Origin of the sequence: Photobacterium kasasachensis (genome assembly GCF_050336885.1) — a bacterium.
Taxonomy (GTDB): domain Bacteria; phylum Pseudomonadota; class Gammaproteobacteria; order Enterobacterales; family Vibrionaceae; genus Photobacterium; species Photobacterium kasasachensis.
In genome coordinates this window covers 241197-260182 of record NZ_JAKJSH010000006.1, presented here as the reverse complement: position 1 = coordinate 260182, position 18986 = coordinate 241197, and the positions used below count along the sequence as shown (strand labels likewise).

Sequence of the window (18986 nt, the reverse complement as noted above, 5' to 3'; positions counted from 1 at the left end):
GCTGCCAGATTGGCAAGATCTGCAGGCACAGCTCGACCAGCTGTTTTAGTTCTTGTTGCGCATGTTGCTGTTTATAAAGCAACTCACTGTTTTGCCTGTCACGAATATCGGCAATCGCCCTGTCATAACCCGCGAGAAGAAAGCGCGCTGCAAAATAGCTGATGACTATCAGCCCGCCCGCTATCACCCAAGACATTTCACTCAGATTGCCCACCAGGATCACCCCGAGTGCCGCAACAACAGACAGCCCGACAGGTACCCATAAGAAACGGCTTCTTTCCATAAAGCCCCGCTACCAGATTCAATACATAATGTTTCCAAATGGAATACTGAAGTATAGGCACACAAACTGATGGAATATTGGAAGATAGGCTTATCAGAATACGGTATAACTCAAAACCTTGACGAGGTTCAAATATTGAAGACTATCAATGAGTTCCGCTGCCATGTTAATAAATTCAGGAGATTTGGCTGCAATTGATGTATTTCTGATCCTGATGGCAGCCTATATAGCTAGTTGCATATCATGTTTACTAACAATATCTACTGTCCAGATACGAAAAAAGCTCCCGTAGGAGCTTTTTGACACTGTGCCGTTATAGCCTGTTAGGCTTGCTGGTGGTAATAGCCAGGTACACGGAACATACGGCGGCAGCTATCCAGGAACAGGCCATACACCACGCCCAGAGCGCCTGATACAAATGCATTACTGGTTACAGCCGTAACGATTTGATCGAAATCTGCCCCGACAACAAACAAAATACCTGCATAGACCGGTGACTGAAACAGTACATAGGCAACCATATCAGACAGGCTTTTCATCCCGTTGGTTGGCGAAAAACGATAACCAGAGCGAATCACAAAGTCACGGAAAAGCCCGTATGGCCAGGCAATCGCAATATTGACCGGGATAGATAAGGTTCGCGATGCTAAAGATTGTTCGAATGTCATCCCCGACACGAACACCTCAATCAACATGCCAGTCACAAAACTGAAAACCACCATAGCAAATGTATCAGCAGCCGCATTACGCACATTGAATTGACCTTTAACAGACATACCGCAAACCTCCAAAATAGAAAATAAGGCCAGAAAACGCAGGATTAAAAGACTCTTTCACTGGCTATAAAGCAATAAGCCAGTTGATTTGCGTATTAGAACAGGTTTTAACTAGAATTAATCACCAAAGATCTAATAAACTGGTAAACTTACAACTACTTTTGACATACAAATTGGCACAAATCACCACAAAGGCGGCACTGCCGTGCTGCATGTTAAAATTTGGTAGAAAGAGGATTCAAAACACTCACTAAACTTTACAGTTTTAGCTGAAATGTGAGCGCAAAATGAAAGAAAGAAGAGAATTAGCATCAACAGTCAGTTTAAACCTTGAAAAATGCAAGGTTAAAATACAACCAACAGATAACACGAGAAGAAAGTTAAGCATAACCAATTGAATTAAAACACTTTACACATACTTATACAGAAGAAACCAAAACAGAATAAAGTCTCAAAACATTAATAAAAAACCAACCATAAGACTTTTAAACCACCACAACTCAGCATATTTAATCCAGCCCACCACAATTAGCCATACACATGATCGAAGTTGATACTATTGGCTAACTTTTATCCGTAGCATTAATGCGATTCATGGTGGATATTGCGAGAAACCTATTACTCGCACTTTGCTGGCTGCTGAGAATTGAGCCTTAAAGGATGTAATTAAATTACACAAATAGAAGGATATAACAGGCACTGCGACAATACAGACGATTGGTACAGTGCCTTATAGTGGTTCACGAGCGCTCAAACACCACCGTTTTGTCGTTAAACAGAAATACCCGTTTCTCGACATGATAATGAATGGCCCTTGCCAGTGTCAGAGACTCTACATCCATCCCCTTTCGTGCCAAATCCGCGGGGTAATATGTATGATCGACCGTTTCCATCCCCTGAGTAATGATCGGCCCTTCATCCAAATCATCGCTGACATAATGCGCCGTGGCCCCCACCATCTTGACCCCCTTGTTATAGGCCTGATGGTACGGCTTAGCCCCTTTGAAGCCCGGTAGCAACGAATGATGAATATTGATGGCCTTCCCTGACCAGCGAACACACATGTCATGAGAGAGTACCTGCATATAGCGAGCAAGTATCAGCAACTCACACCCTGTTTCGTCTAGGACAGCTTGTACCTGGGCCTCCTGTTGCGGCTTGGTGTCGGCGGTAATGGGAAAGTGGTAATAAGGGATTTCGTGCCATTCGGCCAGTGACTGCAGATCTGGGTGATTGGAAATCACGGCGCGAATATCTACCGGAAGGTTGCCGGCCCGGTAGCGGTATAACAGGTCATTCAGACAGTGATCGTATTTTGACACCATGATCACCACTCTAGGTCGGTAATCCGATGGCGTCAGCGCCCACTCCATATCAAACACCTTGGCCCGTTCGGCGAACCGGGTACAGAATGCCGATTGGTCAAGTGGCGTATTGTCCTCGACACGGAACACCGTACGAATGAAAAACCGGTGGTTCAACGCATCGTCAAAGGAATTCAGCTCATTGATATAACAACCAAACTCCCGCAGAAAACGGGTAACAACATCCACCGTCCCCGACTGGCCCGGACAGCTCGCCGTTAAAATATAAGTCGCACTCTGTTGGTTCATATCCTCCCCCCTGTTCAGTAGCAACGCCGGCACGCCTTAATTCGGGCGCGCTTTTCTAGCAGCATAGAGTACGAAACGGGAGACTATTGCGTTTTTTCTCAATTACGCCACAGACATAACATAATTTGAAACGGGGAAAGATATAGGCCAGGGGAGAATAGCCCCTGGAATCTGGCGGTTTGATAAGCTTCAGATACGAAAAAACCCGTTGATGCTCAACGGGTTTTCTCTGAATTTGATGGCGGTGAGGGAGGGATTCGAACCCTCGATACGTTGCCGTATACACACTTTCCAGGCGTGCTCCTTCAGCCACTCGGACACCTCACCATCTTGTTGTTGAGCAATAGGAGCAAGCTGCTATTTTCTCAACGGAGCGCTACTATAGTGCTCTCGCGGTGGAAGGTCAATAAAAATCAATATTTAGGCTGTCAGATGTCTATTTTTACGACGGTATTGGCCATCGCGACGATAAAAAGAGTACTTAAGCTGTGCTGAGCACCCCAGGCTGCTACAATAGCCAGCATTGCAACCATTCTATCTATTACTGTTAACACTTTATGCCAGCGTATGTCGGCGTAGAGGGAAAACATACAACCGAACTGAGATTGTATTATGTCTTCACCGCTAAGTGAGTTACTGAAAAACCCACAGCTAGCCGAGCAACTGTTGTCCGAAGCCCAGACCCGCGGTTTTGTTACCGCGATGGCAGCAGCGCCACACCTGATTGATCCGTCCGAGTGGCTGGCTTTTCTGTGGGGAGGCGATGAAACCTCACCGTTTGAAAGCCACGAAGAGCTTGAAGCTTACGCCAATGAAATCGTCAATATGTGGAACCAAAGCCGCGAGGACTTGCTGACAGGCCAATGGCATTGGCCAGAAGGCTGCACGCTTGACGACAAGGAGCTGGTTACCGAAGCAACCCGTGAGCTGGCAGAAGGTATGTTACAAGGCTGGCAGCTTTCCCGTGACGATTGGGATACCATCATGCCGGAAGGCAGTGAGGACAATGCACTGCTAGGTGGTGTATTGCTGTGTTTCAGCCTGCTTTATGATCCAGAAAATGCGATGGAGGCCTTGTCTCAGGAAGGTGCTGACGGTCTTGCCCAGTTCGAGGAAATCTTCACATCTGTTCCGACCATGCTTTGCGGCCTGACAATAAAAGCGCAGGCACTGGTACAAGAGCAATAACAATGATTGGCTACGAAATGCTGTTAATGTCTCATTTCGTAGCCTGCTACCCTGGCTTTTTCTCTAAGGCCTGTCAGGCACTCGCCAGCTTACGGCGCTGATAAACGTAGATCAATCCAAAAGCCGGCAAGTTCATCAGCAACCCATACAGCAATGGCGTTAATGCCAACTCCGGGCGCTGCAGTTGTACCACTGCAACAAAGATAGCCGTCCCTGCATTCTGTACCCCGACTTCAATGGCCAGTGTCTTAGCCAGTACCTTATCACCACGCAGCATTTTAGCCACGAAGGCACCCAACAGCATACCCGCCACACACAGGCTGATCGCCGCTACCGATGCCACCGAAAAGAGCTGGTGAAAAACGCCAGTATTGGCAGCAACCGTCACCATGACTGTCAAAAACAGCGCCCCTAGCGCCGAACGGCCGGCAAAGTGAGAGAACCGGGCAAACCACTCGCCCTTAGCCCAATGCCGAGTCGCCATGCCCAGCAATACGGGAACCAGCGTGACCGCTGTGAGCTGCAAAATGGCCGTTTTCAGCGGGAAGACTAACTGGGTATCCGGGACGACCAACAGCAGCATCACCGGCAGGCTGAACGGAATGATCAGGCTACTGACCGCTGTCATACTGATAGAAAGCGCCGAGTCACCGCCGCTCATATGGGTTATCGCATTTGACGAGGCCCCACCCGGTGCCAGTGCCAATAACCATAGACCTATCGCCACCGCCTCTGGCAGCGCAAACAAGGTAATAATGACGTATGCCAGCAACGGCAACCCTAGCAACTGGGCCACCAGCCCCATAAGCACCCGGCCAGGATATTGCCCGACCCGCTTAAAGTCTGTGGTAGACAGGGTCAGCCCGACGCAATACATCATCCATGCGAGGGCAATCGGCAATGCCACTGTTAACATTGTCTGGCTCATTGTTATTTATCCTTGTTATACCAGTATTAATAACTGTCGAACTATAGCCGATAAAAATGGCGACCATAAGGTCGCCATTCTCATCTTAATTATTCTGCAATAATATTACGCGTTGCCCTTCACTTTCAATTGCAGCTCTGCTGCAAAGTCCAGCATCCGATTCAACGGGATAAGTGATTTTTCACGCAGTGACTCATCAACAAAAATTTCATGTTGCTCGCCGCCTTCACGCAAACCTTGCTCGATAGCCTGAAGACCGTTCATTGCCATCCACGGACAGTGGGCACAGCTACGACAGGTTGCACCGGCACCGGCAGTCGGCGCTTCAATCAGTTCCTTGTCAGGCACCATCTGCTGCATCTTAAAAAAGATACCCTTATCAGTCGCCACAATCAGCTGCTTGTTCGGCAAGGTTTTCGCCGCCTTGATCAGCTGGCTCGTCGAGCCGACCGCATCAGCCAGCGCAACTACAGATGCCGGTGACTCAGGGTGAACCAAGATAGCCGCATCTGGGTACAGGTTCTTCATATCACGCAGCGCTTTGGACGAGAATTCATCGTGAACCACGCACTCGCCCTGCCACAAGAGCATTTCAGCGCCTGTTTGCTTCTGGATGTAAGAGCCAAGGTGACGGTCTGGTCCCCAGATAATGTCTTTGCCCTCGCTATCAAGATGCTCGACAATCTCCAGCGCAATACTTGATGTGACCACCCAGTCGGCACGCGCTTTCACCGCCGCAGAGGTGTTGGCGTAGACAACCACAGTATGATCAGGGTGGGCATCACAAAACTCGGTAAACTTATCTGCCGGGCAACCGAGATCCAGAGAACACTCGGCTTCAAGCGTCGGCATCAACACCCGCTTTTCCGGTGTTAGGATCTTAGCCGACTCCCCCATGAAACGAACGCCACAAATCACCAGGGTTTTCGCCGGATGCTGGTTGCCGAACTTGGCCATCTCCAAAGAGTCACCGACAAATCCACCGGTCTCTTCAGCCAGCGCCTGAATTTCAGGGTCGGTATAGTAGTGGGCAACCAAAACCGCGTCTTTTTCCTTCAACAGGGCTTTGATTTTCTCTTTGTATGCCAGTTGCTCGTCAACAGTCAACGGCGTTGGCTTTGGTGGAAACGGATATACCATTTCTGAGGGATCAAATGTCAGGCTCATTTCTCGATTGCTCTATCAGCTCGTCCTTACTAATCCGAGCATTATACACCGCAAACATCGAAATAATCACCTTTCTGGCAATCGCACTGTTACTGTTTGGTTATAGAAATAAAAAAGGCCAGTAAAAACTGGCCTTTATCAATGGCTGCACCATGGCTACTTAGCAAGCGCCTTGAGGTTTTTCTCAGCCTGGCGGGAGCTGGTCGAGCCAGGGTAAAGCTCAATTACCTGCTGGTAATACTTCTTGGCTTCATCCGGCTTTTTGCTCCGCTCGGCGATCACGCCAAGCTTCAGCATGGCATCAGCCCGCTTGTTAGAGTCACTGAAACTAGCCACAGCCGTAAACTGCTCACCGGCCTCTTTCAGCTGACTTTTAGTAAAGTACAGCTGACCTAGCCAGTAGTGGGCATTGGGCTTGTACACAGACTCAGGATAAGCCGACAAGAACGCCTGAAATGCCTTGACCGCACCAGGATAATCTTTTTCCTTGAGGATCAGGTTAACGGCGCTTTCATAGGCTTCGTTTTCGCTCACGTTACTGGTGTACGTCTCAGTAGAAGCCGGAGTGGAATCTGACGTTTCGTCGACTTCTTTCTGAGGCTGGCGGCTAAGTGCATCAACCTCACGGTACAATTCTCGCTGTCGCTCCAGCATCTGACTCAGGTCATAGCTATTGCGCTCGACAAGACCGCGTAGTTCATCCATTTCAGATGCAAGCTGATCCAGCTGACGCTGCATATCAATCTGCACCTGGTTTCGCGCCTCAATCATACGCTCCAAACGCGCAAGGCTATTATCTCCGCCCTGTGCACTGTTTCCGTTAAGCTCGGTAACAGGAGCAGGTGCGGCGACCACCTGGGTCGCCGCACCAACCAGCAACGTCAACGCGAGGGTCCGCATTTTGTTACTGTTCATCGTGTTTACCTATAAATTAGTAAACTAGAACCGAACGACGGTTCTTAGCATAGTCAGCTTCAGAGTGGCCTAGTACCAAAGGCTTTTCCTCACCGTAGCTGACAATTGAGATTTGGCTTGCAGAAACACCTAGAGCCTGAAGGTATTTAGCAACGGCTGCCGCACGACGCTCACCCAGTGCAATGTTGTACTCTGGCGTGCCGCGCTCATCAGCGTGACCTTCAACAATCACTTTAACTGCTGTGTTGTCGCGCAGGTAATCAGCGTGAGCAGTTAGCATTTCCTGGTAGTCAGACTGAATTTCAGCATTGTCAAACTTGAAGTATACAGTTTGCTCCTGACGTAGCTGCTGGCTGCGTAGCTCCTGCTCAGACATTGCTGCAGAACCTGATTCTACTGGTGTTGCAACTGTAGTTTGCTCAGTAGCAGTAGTACCTGTACCAGTAGTTGACTCAGACGCAGCTGAGCTATCAGTGCTTTCTGTTGAACTACACGCAGCAAGAGTGATCATTGGCAGCGCAATTGCCAGCCCCTTTAGAACTTTGTTCAGTTGCATTATTTTTTTCCTTTTATATCGCTAATTACGGTGAACGTTAGAGGAACGGCCCCCAGGATGGAGCCCGAACCCGCCCGTTCGTCGCAGGTAATCGTGCCTTAAAGCGCCCGTCAATCGACACTAACGACAGCTCGTTGGATTTATCATTAACTGAGCTGTATATCACCATGCCGCCATTCGGTGCAATACTTGGCGACTCATCCAAAAATGTCTTCGTTAAAATTTGAAGCGCACCTGTTTTCAGATCTTGTTTGGCAATGTTATACCCAGAGTCTGATCTGTGTACCATTACCAGGAACCGTCCATCAGGCGTCAATTGACCACCCAGATTCTGACTTCCTTGCCAAGTTAGGCGTTCGGTCGAACCATCTGCTAAATTTACTCGATATATCTGGGGTTTACCACCTCTGTCTGAGGTAAAGATCATAGACTGACCATTTGGATCCCAAAATGCCTCGGTATTATTGGCCCGACCACGGGTAACTTGGGTCATTTTCTTCGTTTCCAGATCCAAAATGTAGATCTGCAAGCTGCCACTCTTCGACAGCACCATGGCAAGTTTTTTGCCATCTGGCGAGAAACGTGGTGAACCATTGTGACGCGGGAAGGACGCAACCATCTCGCGGCTACCCTTGTAAATGTCCATCACAAAGATCTGCGCCTGTTTGTTTTCAAAGCTGACATAGGCCAGTTTGCTGCCATCCGGCGACCATGACGGTGACATCAAAGGCTGCTGTGATTTCAGTACCAAACGCTCGTTGAAGCCATCATAGTCGGCAATACGTAGCTGATACGGATACTTGGCCTTATCGTCAATCACGACATAAGCAATACGAGTCAAGAATGCACCCTTCTCGCCTGTCAGTTTTTCATAGACAACATCAGAAATTCGGTGAGCGTATTGACGCAGACGGCTCTCTTTAACAGTCGCACGGTTATTGACCAGCAAATGATCTTTGGTCAGTACCAGCTCGCCATTTTCCAGACCTCGGCTTTCGCCACTGGTCAACTGGCCACGCACCACGTCTACCAGCTGGTAGTTAATCACATAGTTGCCGTCGGCATTTAGGCTAACTTTGCCTGTTACCAGCGCATCAACCCCTAACGATGTCCAGGCATTATAATCAACCTCTTCTTCGCTATATGGCGTCTGTGGCATTTTACTGGTCGCGACCGGGCTGAATTTACCGCTGCGGCGCAAGTCCGATGCAATTACCGCAGAAATATCCGACGGCATTTTGCCTTCGCCTTCCCACTGGAACGGCACCACACCTATCGGACGGGCAGAATCGATACCTTCAGTAATCACCAATTCCAATTCTGCTCGTGCGACTTGGCTAAAACTCAGAAGAGCAATACACAAGCCCATTAACCAACGTTTCATAACTACTCCTTCACCATTGCGGGCTTACAGTTTCACAATCATCGATACAGTGCGAACTTTCTCAATTACTGCCGGATCTTCCGGCATCGGGAACTGACTTATCTTAACCACAGCAGCTTTGGCTGCACGGCAAACACTCTGATCGCCACCGTTACTTGATACATCTAATACCAGGCCATTCGAAGAAAGACGCATTCTCAAATTGCACTCTTTACCAACAAAACTTTCATCTTTTAACAAGTTCTGTTGGATCATCTGAGTATAGATGGCACCATAACGCTGAGATTCGTCAGCAATAAACTGGCCTCGGGCACCGCCGCGCTGCTCAGTTTCGGCTTCCAGACCCGCGAACATATCGTTGAGGGCCGCTTCCTGCTGTTTCTGTTTCTCGCGGGCTTCCGCCGCTTTACGCTCGGCTTCCTTACGGGCTGCTTCTGCCTTGCGAGCTTCAGCTTCGGCTTTCTTCCTCGCCGCTATTTTCGCCTTGCGCTCTTCTTCAGCCTTGCGGGCTTCCTCTTCCGCTTTTTTCTTGGCGGCGAGTTTTGCCTGACGCTCTTCCTCTGCCTTACGGGCAGCAGCTTCCGCCTGACGTTTCTGTTCTTCCGCTTTGCGCTTGGCTTCCTCGGCCTTGCGCTGCTGGGCTAACTGTTTCTTACGCTCTGCTTCCGCTTTGGCCGCTTTCTCCCGAGAGATGCGGGCCGCTTCGTCAGCTTTGCGCTTCTCTTCTTCCGCCTTACGTTTTGCCTCAGCCACTTTCTTCTGCTCGGCAGCCACTCGCTTACGTTCAGCTTCTGCTACACGGGCATCTTTTTCGGCCTTGAGCTTGTCAGCTTTCAGCTGGCGCAACTTGTTCTCTTCAGCCTGGCGTTGCTGTTCAAGCGCTGCAGCCTGTTGTTCAAGTCGCTTGAGGCGATCCTGCTCGGCTTTTTTCGCCGCGTCACGCTGCTGGCGGATCTGCTTGGCCTGCTGATTAACCAACGCCGGATCGACAACAACCGCTTTAATGGTATTACCCGACGTCTTTGGCTTGTCCATGGTGAAATCCGTTCCCCATAACAAAGCCGCTAACAATAAACCATGAAGAAGTAACGATATAATGACGGCAGCGCTGTAATTATTGTTTTTCATCCGCAAGCCTGCCTACTTCTCTAAAGGTTCGGTCATCAAACCTACAGAACCTACTCCGGCCTGATTCAGTGCATCAAGCGTCTCGATAATGTAAGAGTAAGGTGCACGGCTGTCACCGCCGACCAAGACAGTCGATTTTGGATTCAGCTGAAGCTCGGCCCTGACCCGGGTAAGCAGATCATTCAGTCTGAGGCCGCGAAGCATATCGCCGTTATCGACGCTCAGGCCCAGATTGCCGTCCTGGTCGACTTCAACAATGATCGGTGCATTGCTGTTTTCATCGCCGACCAGCTCAGCTGCGGTCTTCGCCGTCTGAGTAGACGGCAACTCGACATCGACCCCCTGAGTCACAAACGGGGCCGTTACCATGAAGATGATCAACAGTACCAGCATCACATCGATATAAGGTACGACGTTGATCTCCGCCGTCATTTTGCGCTTTTTCGGTTGATAAGCCATTGCTTATTACTCCTGCGCAGCGGCAAATGCCTGGCGGTGTAGAATACTTGAGAACTCTTCCATGAAAGTGGCATAGGTGTGTTCTAGTTTCGACACCTGGTTGGTCAATTTGTTGTAGAACATGACCGCTGGGATTGCAGCAAACAAGCCCATGGCGGTTGCCACCAAGGCCTCGGCAATACCCGGAGCCACCATGGCCAGTGTTGCCTGTTTTACCGCGCCCAGCGCAATAAAGGCGTGCATAATACCCCATACCGTACCGAACAGGCCGATATACGGGCTAATTGAACCCACCGTTGCCAGGAACGGCAGATTTGTTTCCATATCGTCCACTTCACGAGACAGGGCAACACGCATTGCGCGTCCCGTACCTTCCATTACCGCTTCCGGCACTTTGCCATTGCTGCGGTGCAGACGGGCGAACTCCTTAAAACCGGCATGGAAAATCTGCTCTGAGCCAGTCAGGTTGTCTTTTCTTGCCTGCACTTCCTGGTAAAGCTGTGACAAATCAATGCCCGACCAGAAACGGTCTTCAAAGCGTTCAGCCTTGGAGGCGGCATCCGACAGTACCGAGGAGCGCTTGATGATCATTGCCCAGGAAACGACAGACATACCTAGCAGGATAAGCATCACGATCTTAACAAGCAGGCTGGCCTGTAAAAAAAGATCTAAAATCGATAGTTCAGCAGTCACTTAGATATCTCCGACTTAATATTTTCTGGGATCTGAATTGGTTTCATGGATTCAGGATGCACACAGGCTACCTGAACCATCGCTTTGCACAAGGTTTGGCCGGCATTGTTAACTAAAACCTGACAAAATTCGATCGAGGCCCGGCGAATTTTAACCGGCCATGTCCTGACCACCAGCCGTTCATCGAGCTTGGCGCCTTTCAGGAAATCAATATCCATATGGCGCACCACAAAGCTAACATTCTGTGCAAATAATGCCTGTAAACTGACATCATGACTGCGGAAGAGTTCCGTTCTCGCCCGCTCAAAGAATTTCAGGTAGTTGGCATGGTAAACAATCCCACCTACATCGGTATCTTCATAATAAATAGTGATTGGCCACTCAAAGGCACTTTCTTCGGTCATCAGATATCCATGCAATCACATAGCAGCCAGTACCCGTCAGGTACTCGCCCAGTCTTCAAATAATCGCTTACTATACCGAAGTTGCGAAGCTTTATAAAACACCGCATTTACTAACACTCACAAAAGCGATGATTTTTTGACAAGCTTGTCATTTCGTTACCGGCAACACTGCATAATTCGTGTCAGTATATGCATTTTGCACACTTATCTGGGCAATAAACACTAACAGACGTATAAAAAAACAGCCCACTACTGTTTTGTAATGGGCTGTTTCATTGTGTGAATTATCGTTATCTGTCTGTTTCGGCGATTACACCGAAGGAAACAGACGTAACCACATGATATAGGACAAAATCGGCAATGCCAGATACGGAGTGAAGAACACCTGCCAGTACCAACGGCGCGGTACGAAACCCACACCATAAATCATTGCTGTACATGTCGCCCATATCAGGGCTGGTGAGATCACCGGCCCGAATCCACCAATCGCCTGGGCAAAGAGTGTGGGTTCCCATATCACCAGACCTGCCGCCGATAATGACAGCACCATGGATACCAGGCGTAATAGACCGTTATCCAATAACAGGTGAGTACCCTTCACCCAGTGATTAACCTTACTCACCGTTCTCATCCATATTTTCGGTTGTCTCAAGCCACAGGGCATTGATGATACCGAAAGAGCAGGCTAGCAGAACACCGAGAATCCAAGCGAAATACCACATAGTCTGTCTCCTTAGTACAGTGAAGTCTTGTTGTCTTCGATATATTTGTTATCAAGACGGCCAAACATTTTGTAATAACACCATGAGGTGTACGCCAGGATAATCGGCACCATTACCGCCGCAACACCCGTCATGATGTTCAGCGTCAGCTCAGATGAAGTCGCATCCCACATCGTCAGGCTGTGGTTAGGAACCGTGCTTGAAGGCATGATGAACGGGAATAGTGCAAAACCTGCTGTCAGAATCACCCCCGCCATTGTCAGGCTAGAGGTAATAAATGCCAGCGCACCGCTGTTCGCACGTGAAGCCAGTACTGTCAGCAATGGCATGAATACCGCCAGTGCCGGCGCAATCCATAGCAACGGATAGGCATCAAAGTTGGCAAACAGTGCACCAGACTGACGCATTACTTCTTTGGTCAGTGGGTTAGATGGCGCATTGGTCATGATCTCAGAGGTGATCACATAACCTTCAATGCTCTGAGCCCAGAAACCGGCAATTGCAAAGCACACTGCTGTACCGATCGAAGTGATCATTGCGACGCGGCGAGCACGCTCACGGATCGCATCAGATGTCTTCATCTGCAGGTACGCTGCACCTTGGGTGGTGATCATCAGGATGCTCACGATACCGCACAATAGTGCGAACGGGTTAAGCAGCGCGAAGAACGAACCGGTATAGGTAGGGATCAACAGATCGCTTAGCTCGAACGGAACACCCTGCAGCAGGTTACCGAAAGCCACACCGAAGATCACTGGTGGTACGAAGCTACCGACAAAGATCGCCTTGTCCCATGTTTCACGCCACTGTGGGTTTTCAATTTTCGAACGGTAATCGAAACCAATCGGACGCAGCCAAAGCGCAGCCAGCGTGATGATCATGGCAAAATAGAAGCCAGAAAATGCCGTTGCATAAACCAGTGGCCATGCCGCAAATAGCGCACCACCCGCGGTGATTAACCAAACCTGGTTGCCGTCCCAGTGCGGGGCGATCGAGTTAATCATTACTCGGCGCTCAGTGTCTGTTTTACCAATGATTCGGGACAGAACACCAACACCCATGTCAAAACCATCCGTGACTGCAAAGCCGATGCATAGCACACCGATCAACACCCACCAGATAAATCGCAATACTTCATATTCAAACATTGCCTAATTCTCCCTGATTACGCTTCAACCTGACGCGATACCACATTCTGCGGTGCATCGGTTGTTTCAAAGTGGTAACGACCTGTTTTCAGGCTGCTTGGACCCAGACGAGCGAACTTGATCATCAGGTACATCTCAGCGATCAGGAACACGGTGTACAAGGCGATAATAGCCAACATAGAAGTAATGATGTCAGAGGCCTGAAGGTTCGACACGGCCATTGATACCGGCAGAATTTCACCCACCGCCCAAGGCTGACGACCATATTCAGCAACGAACCAGCCCGCTTCAATAGCGATCCAAGGTAGTGGAATACCGTAAAGCGCTGCTTTTAGTACCCACTTGTTACCAGTGATCTTATGACGGCAAGTCTGAATAAATGCGGCACCAATAATACCCAGCATAATAAAGCCACAAGCCACCATAATACGGAAGCTCCAGAATAGCGGCCAAACCGTCGGGATTGAATCATCTGCCGCCTGTGCAATATCGGCTTCTGTCGCGTCAACCACATTGTCAGCGTACGGCTTAAGTAGCAGGCCATAGCCCAGGTCATGCTTCACTTCATCGAAGGCTGCAATGTTCTCAGGTGTCTTCTCACCGGCACGTAGCTTCTCTAGCAGACCGTAGGCGACCATACCATTGCGGATACGCACTTCGTGCTCGTCTTTAAGATCGCGAAGACCAGTCACTTCAGTGTCAAAAGAACGCGTAGCGATAATCCCCATCACATAAGGGATCTTAATCGCGAAGTCCGTTTCCATGGTTTCCTGGTTAGGTACACCGAATAGTGTAAACGCTGCCGGGGCTTCTTCTGTGTGCCATTCGGCTTCGATAGCAGCCAGCTTGGTTTTCTGTACGTCACCCAGCTCATAACCAGATTCGTCACCCAGTACGATAACCGACAGAATTGACGCCATACCGAAAGAAGCGGCAATAGCGAAAGAACGGCGAGCAAACGGAATATCTCGGCCTTTCAGCAGGTAGTAGGCACTGATACCCATGATAAACATCGCACCACAGACATAACCAGATGCTACAGTGTGAACAAATTTCACCTGAGCAACAGGGTTCATCACCACTTCGGCAAAACTCACCATTTCCATACGCATGGTTTCGAAGTTGAACTCTGCACCCACAGGGTTCTGCATCCAGCCGTTTGCGATAAGGATCCACAATGCCGAGAAGTTGGAACCAAGAGCCACCAACCAAGTTACAGCAAGGTGCTGACGCTTAGACAGGCGATCCCAGCCGAAGAAGAACAGGCCGACAAGAGTAGATTCAAGGAAGAAGGCAATAAGTGCTTCGATAGCCAGCGGGGCACCGAAGATATCACCTACGTAGTGGGAGTAGTAAGCCCAGTTCGTACCGAACTGAAACTCCATGGTTAGACCCGTAGAAACACCCAGGGCAAAGTTGATGGCGAAAAGCTTACCCCAGAACTTAGTCATGTCCTTGTAGATTTGCTTTCCGGTCATTACATAAACCGACTCCATGATGGCAAGCAGGAACGCCATACCAAGAGTCAGGGGGACGAACAAAAAGTGATACATCGCAGTTAATGCGAACTGTAACCGCGATAGTTCGACGATATCAGTGAACATTGAGAACTCCTTTTTTCGCCAGGCTGACTGACGACAGTACTACACTGTGTACCAATGGTTGGGCTAGCAAAATGTAGCTTACAAACCGCTTATTTAGGTCACCTTCCTGGTAGCCATTTTATTAAGAATCAATGGCTTCCTTTCTATGTTGCAGTCATGTGCCAAATTAGTTAATTTGTTGTTAAGCTACAGCTAATAAAGTCATTGCTAATATTACTGATATTCTCCGCCCCGCTCAATCTATTTATCTCACAATTTGCTTTGATAAATATCAAGAAACGCCGCTCAAGATTTATACACATCGATTTTAATTGATTTAGATCAACCAAAGCCACAACTAGATAAATCTCTCTGTGAATAGAAAAAAACACGATCTTTCATACTAAAAACGACCAGTTAATACATGGTCACAATCTGTTTTAAATCGTCATATTCATCAGGAAAATGGCTTAGAAAAAACAGGTCTATCGAGATCACAGTATCAATAAATCACTCAGGCAACTCTCTATAAAAGCTATAAAACATGAATATGCGAGAACATAGGGATAATATTTCAGATTAGAAAAATTAATGCCAAAACAGAATTTATCTCGCTTTTGCATGACAAATAAATATCTATAATCAGCGTCAGAAACAGATTAAGCCGCCCAGACAGTAAAAGACGTCTTTTAGGCGGGTTGTAAGCTGTTTCCCCATCAGAATTGTTTTTAGATTGAGGAAGTAGTTATGGCTCGTATTTTTGAAAAAGTTATTGCCCTGTACCAACCAAGCTTTGCCGAGTTGTACAAAAGCAATCATTAAATTGGGCTAAAAACGCCCCATTAATCGCCGTTAACTCACTTGGCAAAACTCAAAGGGCTCAAGGCCACTGTGTGAATTGTCAACGTAATGTAAACGGAACAGGAACACGTTAAGCGATTAATATGCTCTGGGATTAGCAAAAACGAAAAACGAGGCCATCGTGCCTCGTTTTTTTATACCTGCTCGCTGTAGTCCAAACGGTTCACAGAAGATGAAAGGCTATCCCAATGCAGTGGCGGCCAATAAACTTTTATGTACCTTGACCACCACTTTCTTGATAGAACTTCTGCTCTGACAACGGCAACCCGGCTTATGAGGTTCTTCCGGGAAAAATATGGCAAACATATCCGGTCCGAGGTTGACTTCAGATTCACACTCCATACCTTCAACCAGATAGTAATCGTCCGCTTGATCATATTCTTTGGCTACCTGATTAGCCGCTGACGGCAGGCCAAAGCCAATTCGCTCGGTACCTGATATCAAGTACTGGATATCGATATACTCCTTGTGGACCTCGGCCAGTTTCTCATTGGCATCCACGGTGTCGAATGCCATCACATTGGCAAAGATGTCATTGCCATCTATTTCGTGCCGACCCAGCTCAAGTGCCTGTAAGTCGGTAGCACGCAAATAGTCGAGGCTCTTTTTTATCGCCCCAGGCAGAAAAGCATAACTCTCCGGCTGTTCTATATGACCTAATATCATTATCTGACTCTCTAAAAGAGAAGACCTAAGCCATCAAGACTTAAGCCTTCAGGGGGAATGGGAGAAAATTCAAATCAAGCGGCTAGTCTTGGCCCTGAATCGTAAGAGCTTCAATTTCTTCTTTCGCGTGAGTGTTTTTGAATAGTGGCGCAGTCAGATAGCCAACAATAACCACTACCAGGGTACCGATAACACCATAGAAGAAGAAGTTCAGATCGGTTGTCGAGCGAACCCACAATACCGAGGCAACAGCGGCAACCACACCAACCAGCGCGCTATTGGCATTGGCTCTACGAACAAAGACGCCCAACATGAACAGACCTGTCATCGGGCCGCCCATCAAGCCAATCAGGCTATTAAAGGCATCCCACAGCTCGCTTTCATTCGACATAATGAGGTAAGTGGAAGCCAGCACGCCAAAGACACCAGCCAGCACTGTCACGATTCGCCCTACCTTCAGGTTCTCTTCCGGCGTCTTGGTTGTACCAAGACGGTTGTAGATATCAGAGGTGAAACAGGCCGAGATACTGTTCAGGCTACTTGAAATACTTGATTGTGATGCGGCAAAAATAGCGGCAATGATAAGACCGGCGATCCCAGCTGGCATCTGCGAGATAACAAAGAAAGGTAAAATCCCGCCGGTATTAAAGTCTTCAGGCAATAACGATGGGTTTTGTGTGTAATAAGCGTATAGCGCCGCCCCTACTGCAAAGAAGAACACCGGGATGCAGGCAACCAATTTTGCATTCGTCACCAGGGCCTTTTTTGTTTCATCAATGGAATCAGTCACGATGTAGCGCTGGACAACATCCTGGCTGGCTGTAAATTGCTGCAGACTGGCGAACAGGAACCCTATCATCAGTACCGGTATCGTACTTTCAGACCAGCTCCAGGCAAACTTGTCAGCAGGGAAATACTTGTCGGCTTGTGCTGACATACTGAATATCTCGGTCATTCCACCGTCGACGTTGAAACAGATCATGACAAAGATCATCACCGCGGCCACAGAGAGCATTATCCCCTGGATCACATCGGTCCAAATAACGCCTTCAATCCCGCCCATAAAGGTATAGATAATGCACAGAACACCAATCAGGAAGACAATTGTTAGCGGGTTGATGTCGATGAAAGGTATAAGTGCCAGCGCCGTCAGGTAGGTAATGATTGCAATACGACCGATGTGAAACAGCATAAAAGAAATGCTGGCAAACAGACGCATCTTGATATCAAACCGCTTTTCCAGATACTCGTAGGCCGAGGTGAGGTTCAGCTTACGGAAGAACGGAATATAGTACATAAACACGAACGGCAATATCAGGATCGCGATGTACTGGCCAATCAGAAACGTCCAGTCTCCGGTATAGGCCTTGGCCGGGATCGACATAAAGGTGATCGAGCTTAATGTTGTGGCAAAAACACTGATCCCGGCAGCCCAGCCGGGAATCCGACCTCCCGCCTTGAAGTAGTCATCCGCTGACTTTTGGCGACGTGCAAAATACACCCCCACTAGCATAATGGCGGCGAGATACACCAGTAGAACGATATAATTGAGGGTACCAAATGCATGCATTTCCATGCCTTAACTCCTGTCAATGAAAGTAGGTTGAGGTAAGTTGATTCATTTATTCTGTTTTAGGTATTGGCTTCAGCCCATCGGGCGATGCCGATCAACCCTGCGTCAGCCCCGGTTACAGCCGGGATCAACTTAGGTTGGTAGACTGCAGGCAATTGGGATAAATACGACTGAACCAGAGCAAGGTAGTTTTCAGCGAGCCCGACACTGCCACCGAGCGTCACGACGTCAAGATCAAGGCTAATAGTCAGATCAGCAATCAAATTGGCTATCGCCTTTGCAGAGCGGCGGATAATTGCCTCGGCATTTTCATCGCCCGCCAGAAATTGCTGGTAAACCGCATATCCGCTACAACCGGCAGCAAAAAAAGCTTCTCCCGCTCGTGCGATAGCTCTGCCGGATGCCACGCTTTCGACACACCCTCTGCGGCCACAACCACACATCGACCCAGTAGGATTTGCCAGCATATGCCCGGCATGACCGGCTACGCCGCGAGGCCCGGTCAGTAGTTTTCCATCAATGACCAATCCGGCCCCTACACCTGTCGATACAGTAACAAAAGCCATATTTTCAGCAGGTTGGCACAGCGCCTTATATTCAGCCCATGCCGCTGCCTGGGCATCATTGATCGCAACTGTCTCCAGCCCCGTTATATCAGCAACAACGTCCTGCAACGGGTAGTTATTCAGGCCACCCAGATTATCCGGATTAAGTGTTGTCAGAACCCCGTTGTCGATGATCCCCGTCGAGGCAATCGCGACGGAGTCAGCCTCATGAGAAAGAGGTAACAACAAGGCTTTCAAAGCATCAGAAAGCGCTGCTGGTGATTGTGATGACGGGGTTTCTATCTGCGCTCGCTGAATAATAATATGGTTGCGGACTAACGCCGCCGCTATTTTCGTTCCACCAAGGTCAACCGCTAGATACGTTTTCATAGCT

19 protein-coding genes and 1 tRNA gene are annotated in these 18986 nt (G+C 48.7%); 1 reads left to right on the top strand and 19 read right to left on the bottom strand.

Annotated elements, in window-relative coordinates; all coding sequences use genetic code 11:
- Positions 1-606: 606 nt before the first annotated feature.
- From L4D19_RS08910 to L4D19_RS08900, 3 genes are all read right to left on the bottom strand, one after another.
- On the bottom strand, positions 607-1059 hold the full coding sequence (locus L4D19_RS08910; protein ID WP_160650365.1) for an L-alanine exporter AlaE: 453 nt from the start codon (positions 1057-1059) through the stop codon (positions 607-609).
- A 740-nt stretch (positions 1060-1799) separates the two neighbouring features.
- The gene (purU, locus tag L4D19_RS08905) at positions 1800-2672 is read right to left on the bottom strand and encodes a formyltetrahydrofolate deformylase (protein WP_428452168.1); all 873 of its coding nucleotides are present in this window, start codon (positions 2670-2672) and stop codon (positions 1800-1802) included.
- Between the two features lie 239 nt (positions 2673-2911).
- A tRNA-Ser gene (locus L4D19_RS08900) sits at positions 2912-2999 on the bottom strand.
- Positions 3000-3284: 285 nt separating this feature from the next.
- Here L4D19_RS08900 and L4D19_RS08895 point away from each other — a divergent pair.
- A complete protein-coding gene (locus L4D19_RS08895) occupies positions 3285-3860 on the top strand; it encodes a UPF0149 family protein (protein WP_428452167.1) in 576 nt (191 codons plus the stop codon).
- Between the two features lie 73 nt (positions 3861-3933).
- Here L4D19_RS08895 and L4D19_RS08890 read toward each other — a convergent pair whose 3' ends face one another.
- The 16 genes from L4D19_RS08890 to L4D19_RS08815 all read right to left on the bottom strand — a co-directional run bounded on the left by L4D19_RS08890 (position 3934) and on the right by L4D19_RS08815 (position 18982).
- Positions 3934-4788, bottom strand: coding sequence for a bile acid:sodium symporter family protein (locus L4D19_RS08890; protein WP_428452166.1), 855 nt, complete (start codon positions 4786-4788; stop codon positions 3934-3936).
- A gap of 105 nt (positions 4789-4893) precedes the next feature.
- Complete coding sequence (gene nadA, locus L4D19_RS08885) at positions 4894-5955, bottom strand: quinolinate synthase NadA (RefSeq protein WP_428452165.1); 1062 nt, start codon at positions 5953-5955, stop codon at positions 4894-4896.
- 156 nt (positions 5956-6111) lie between these two features.
- On the bottom strand, positions 6112-6870 hold the full coding sequence (gene ybgF / locus L4D19_RS08880; RefSeq protein WP_428452164.1) for a tol-pal system protein YbgF: 759 nt from the start codon (positions 6868-6870) through the stop codon (positions 6112-6114).
- A 16-nt stretch (positions 6871-6886) separates the two neighbouring features.
- A complete protein-coding gene (gene pal, locus L4D19_RS08875) occupies positions 6887-7426 on the bottom strand; it encodes a peptidoglycan-associated lipoprotein Pal (protein ID WP_428452163.1) in 540 nt (179 codons plus the stop codon).
- 37 nt (positions 7427-7463) lie between these two features.
- Entirely contained in the window at positions 7464-8810 is a 1347-nt protein-coding gene (gene tolB / locus L4D19_RS08870) for a Tol-Pal system beta propeller repeat protein TolB (RefSeq protein ID WP_428452162.1), read from the bottom strand.
- A 24-nt stretch (positions 8811-8834) separates the two neighbouring features.
- Entirely contained in the window at positions 8835-9938 is a 1104-nt protein-coding gene (gene tolA / locus L4D19_RS08865) for a cell envelope integrity protein TolA (protein ID WP_428452161.1), read from the bottom strand.
- A 12-nt stretch (positions 9939-9950) separates the two neighbouring features.
- Positions 9951-10397: a protein TolR gene (gene tolR, locus L4D19_RS08860; RefSeq protein ID WP_075768380.1), complete on the bottom strand. Its 447-nt coding sequence runs from the start codon at positions 10395-10397 to the stop codon at positions 9951-9953.
- A 6-nt stretch (positions 10398-10403) separates the two neighbouring features.
- A complete protein-coding gene (tolQ, locus tag L4D19_RS08855) occupies positions 10404-11090 on the bottom strand; it encodes a protein TolQ (protein ID WP_160650380.1) in 687 nt (228 codons plus the stop codon).
- On the bottom strand, positions 11087-11494 hold the full coding sequence (ybgC, locus tag L4D19_RS08850; RefSeq protein WP_428452160.1) for a tol-pal system-associated acyl-CoA thioesterase: 408 nt from the start codon (positions 11492-11494) through the stop codon (positions 11087-11089). The genes tolQ and ybgC overlap by 4 nt, the downstream gene beginning before the upstream one ends.
- A gap of 310 nt (positions 11495-11804) precedes the next feature.
- Complete coding sequence (ybgE, locus tag L4D19_RS08845; protein ID WP_160650384.1) at positions 11805-12116, bottom strand: cyd operon protein YbgE; 312 nt, start codon at positions 12114-12116, stop codon at positions 11805-11807.
- Complete coding sequence (cydX, locus tag L4D19_RS08840) at positions 12109-12216, bottom strand: cytochrome bd-I oxidase subunit CydX (protein ID WP_075768376.1); 108 nt, start codon at positions 12214-12216, stop codon at positions 12109-12111. The genes ybgE and cydX overlap by 8 nt, the downstream gene beginning before the upstream one ends.
- Positions 12217-12227: 11 nt before the next feature.
- Positions 12228-13364: a cytochrome d ubiquinol oxidase subunit II gene (gene cydB, locus L4D19_RS08835; RefSeq protein WP_075768375.1), complete on the bottom strand. Its 1137-nt coding sequence runs from the start codon at positions 13362-13364 to the stop codon at positions 12228-12230.
- Between the two features lie 17 nt (positions 13365-13381).
- A complete protein-coding gene (cydA, locus tag L4D19_RS08830) occupies positions 13382-14968 on the bottom strand; it encodes a cytochrome ubiquinol oxidase subunit I (RefSeq protein ID WP_428452159.1) in 1587 nt (528 codons plus the stop codon).
- A gap of 1020 nt (positions 14969-15988) precedes the next feature.
- Positions 15989-16474, bottom strand: coding sequence for an N-acetylneuraminate anomerase (nanQ, locus tag L4D19_RS08825; RefSeq protein WP_428452158.1), 486 nt, complete (start codon positions 16472-16474; stop codon positions 15989-15991).
- 82 nt (positions 16475-16556) lie between these two features.
- Positions 16557-18050 (bottom strand): sodium:solute symporter family protein, encoded by a 1494-nt coding sequence (locus L4D19_RS08820; RefSeq protein WP_428452157.1) that lies wholly within the window; start codon positions 18048-18050, stop codon positions 16557-16559.
- Between the two features lie 56 nt (positions 18051-18106).
- The gene (locus L4D19_RS08815; RefSeq protein WP_428452156.1) at positions 18107-18982 is read right to left on the bottom strand and encodes an N-acetylmannosamine kinase; all 876 of its coding nucleotides are present in this window, start codon (positions 18980-18982) and stop codon (positions 18107-18109) included.
- Between the last annotated feature and the right edge of the window lie 4 nt (positions 18983-18986).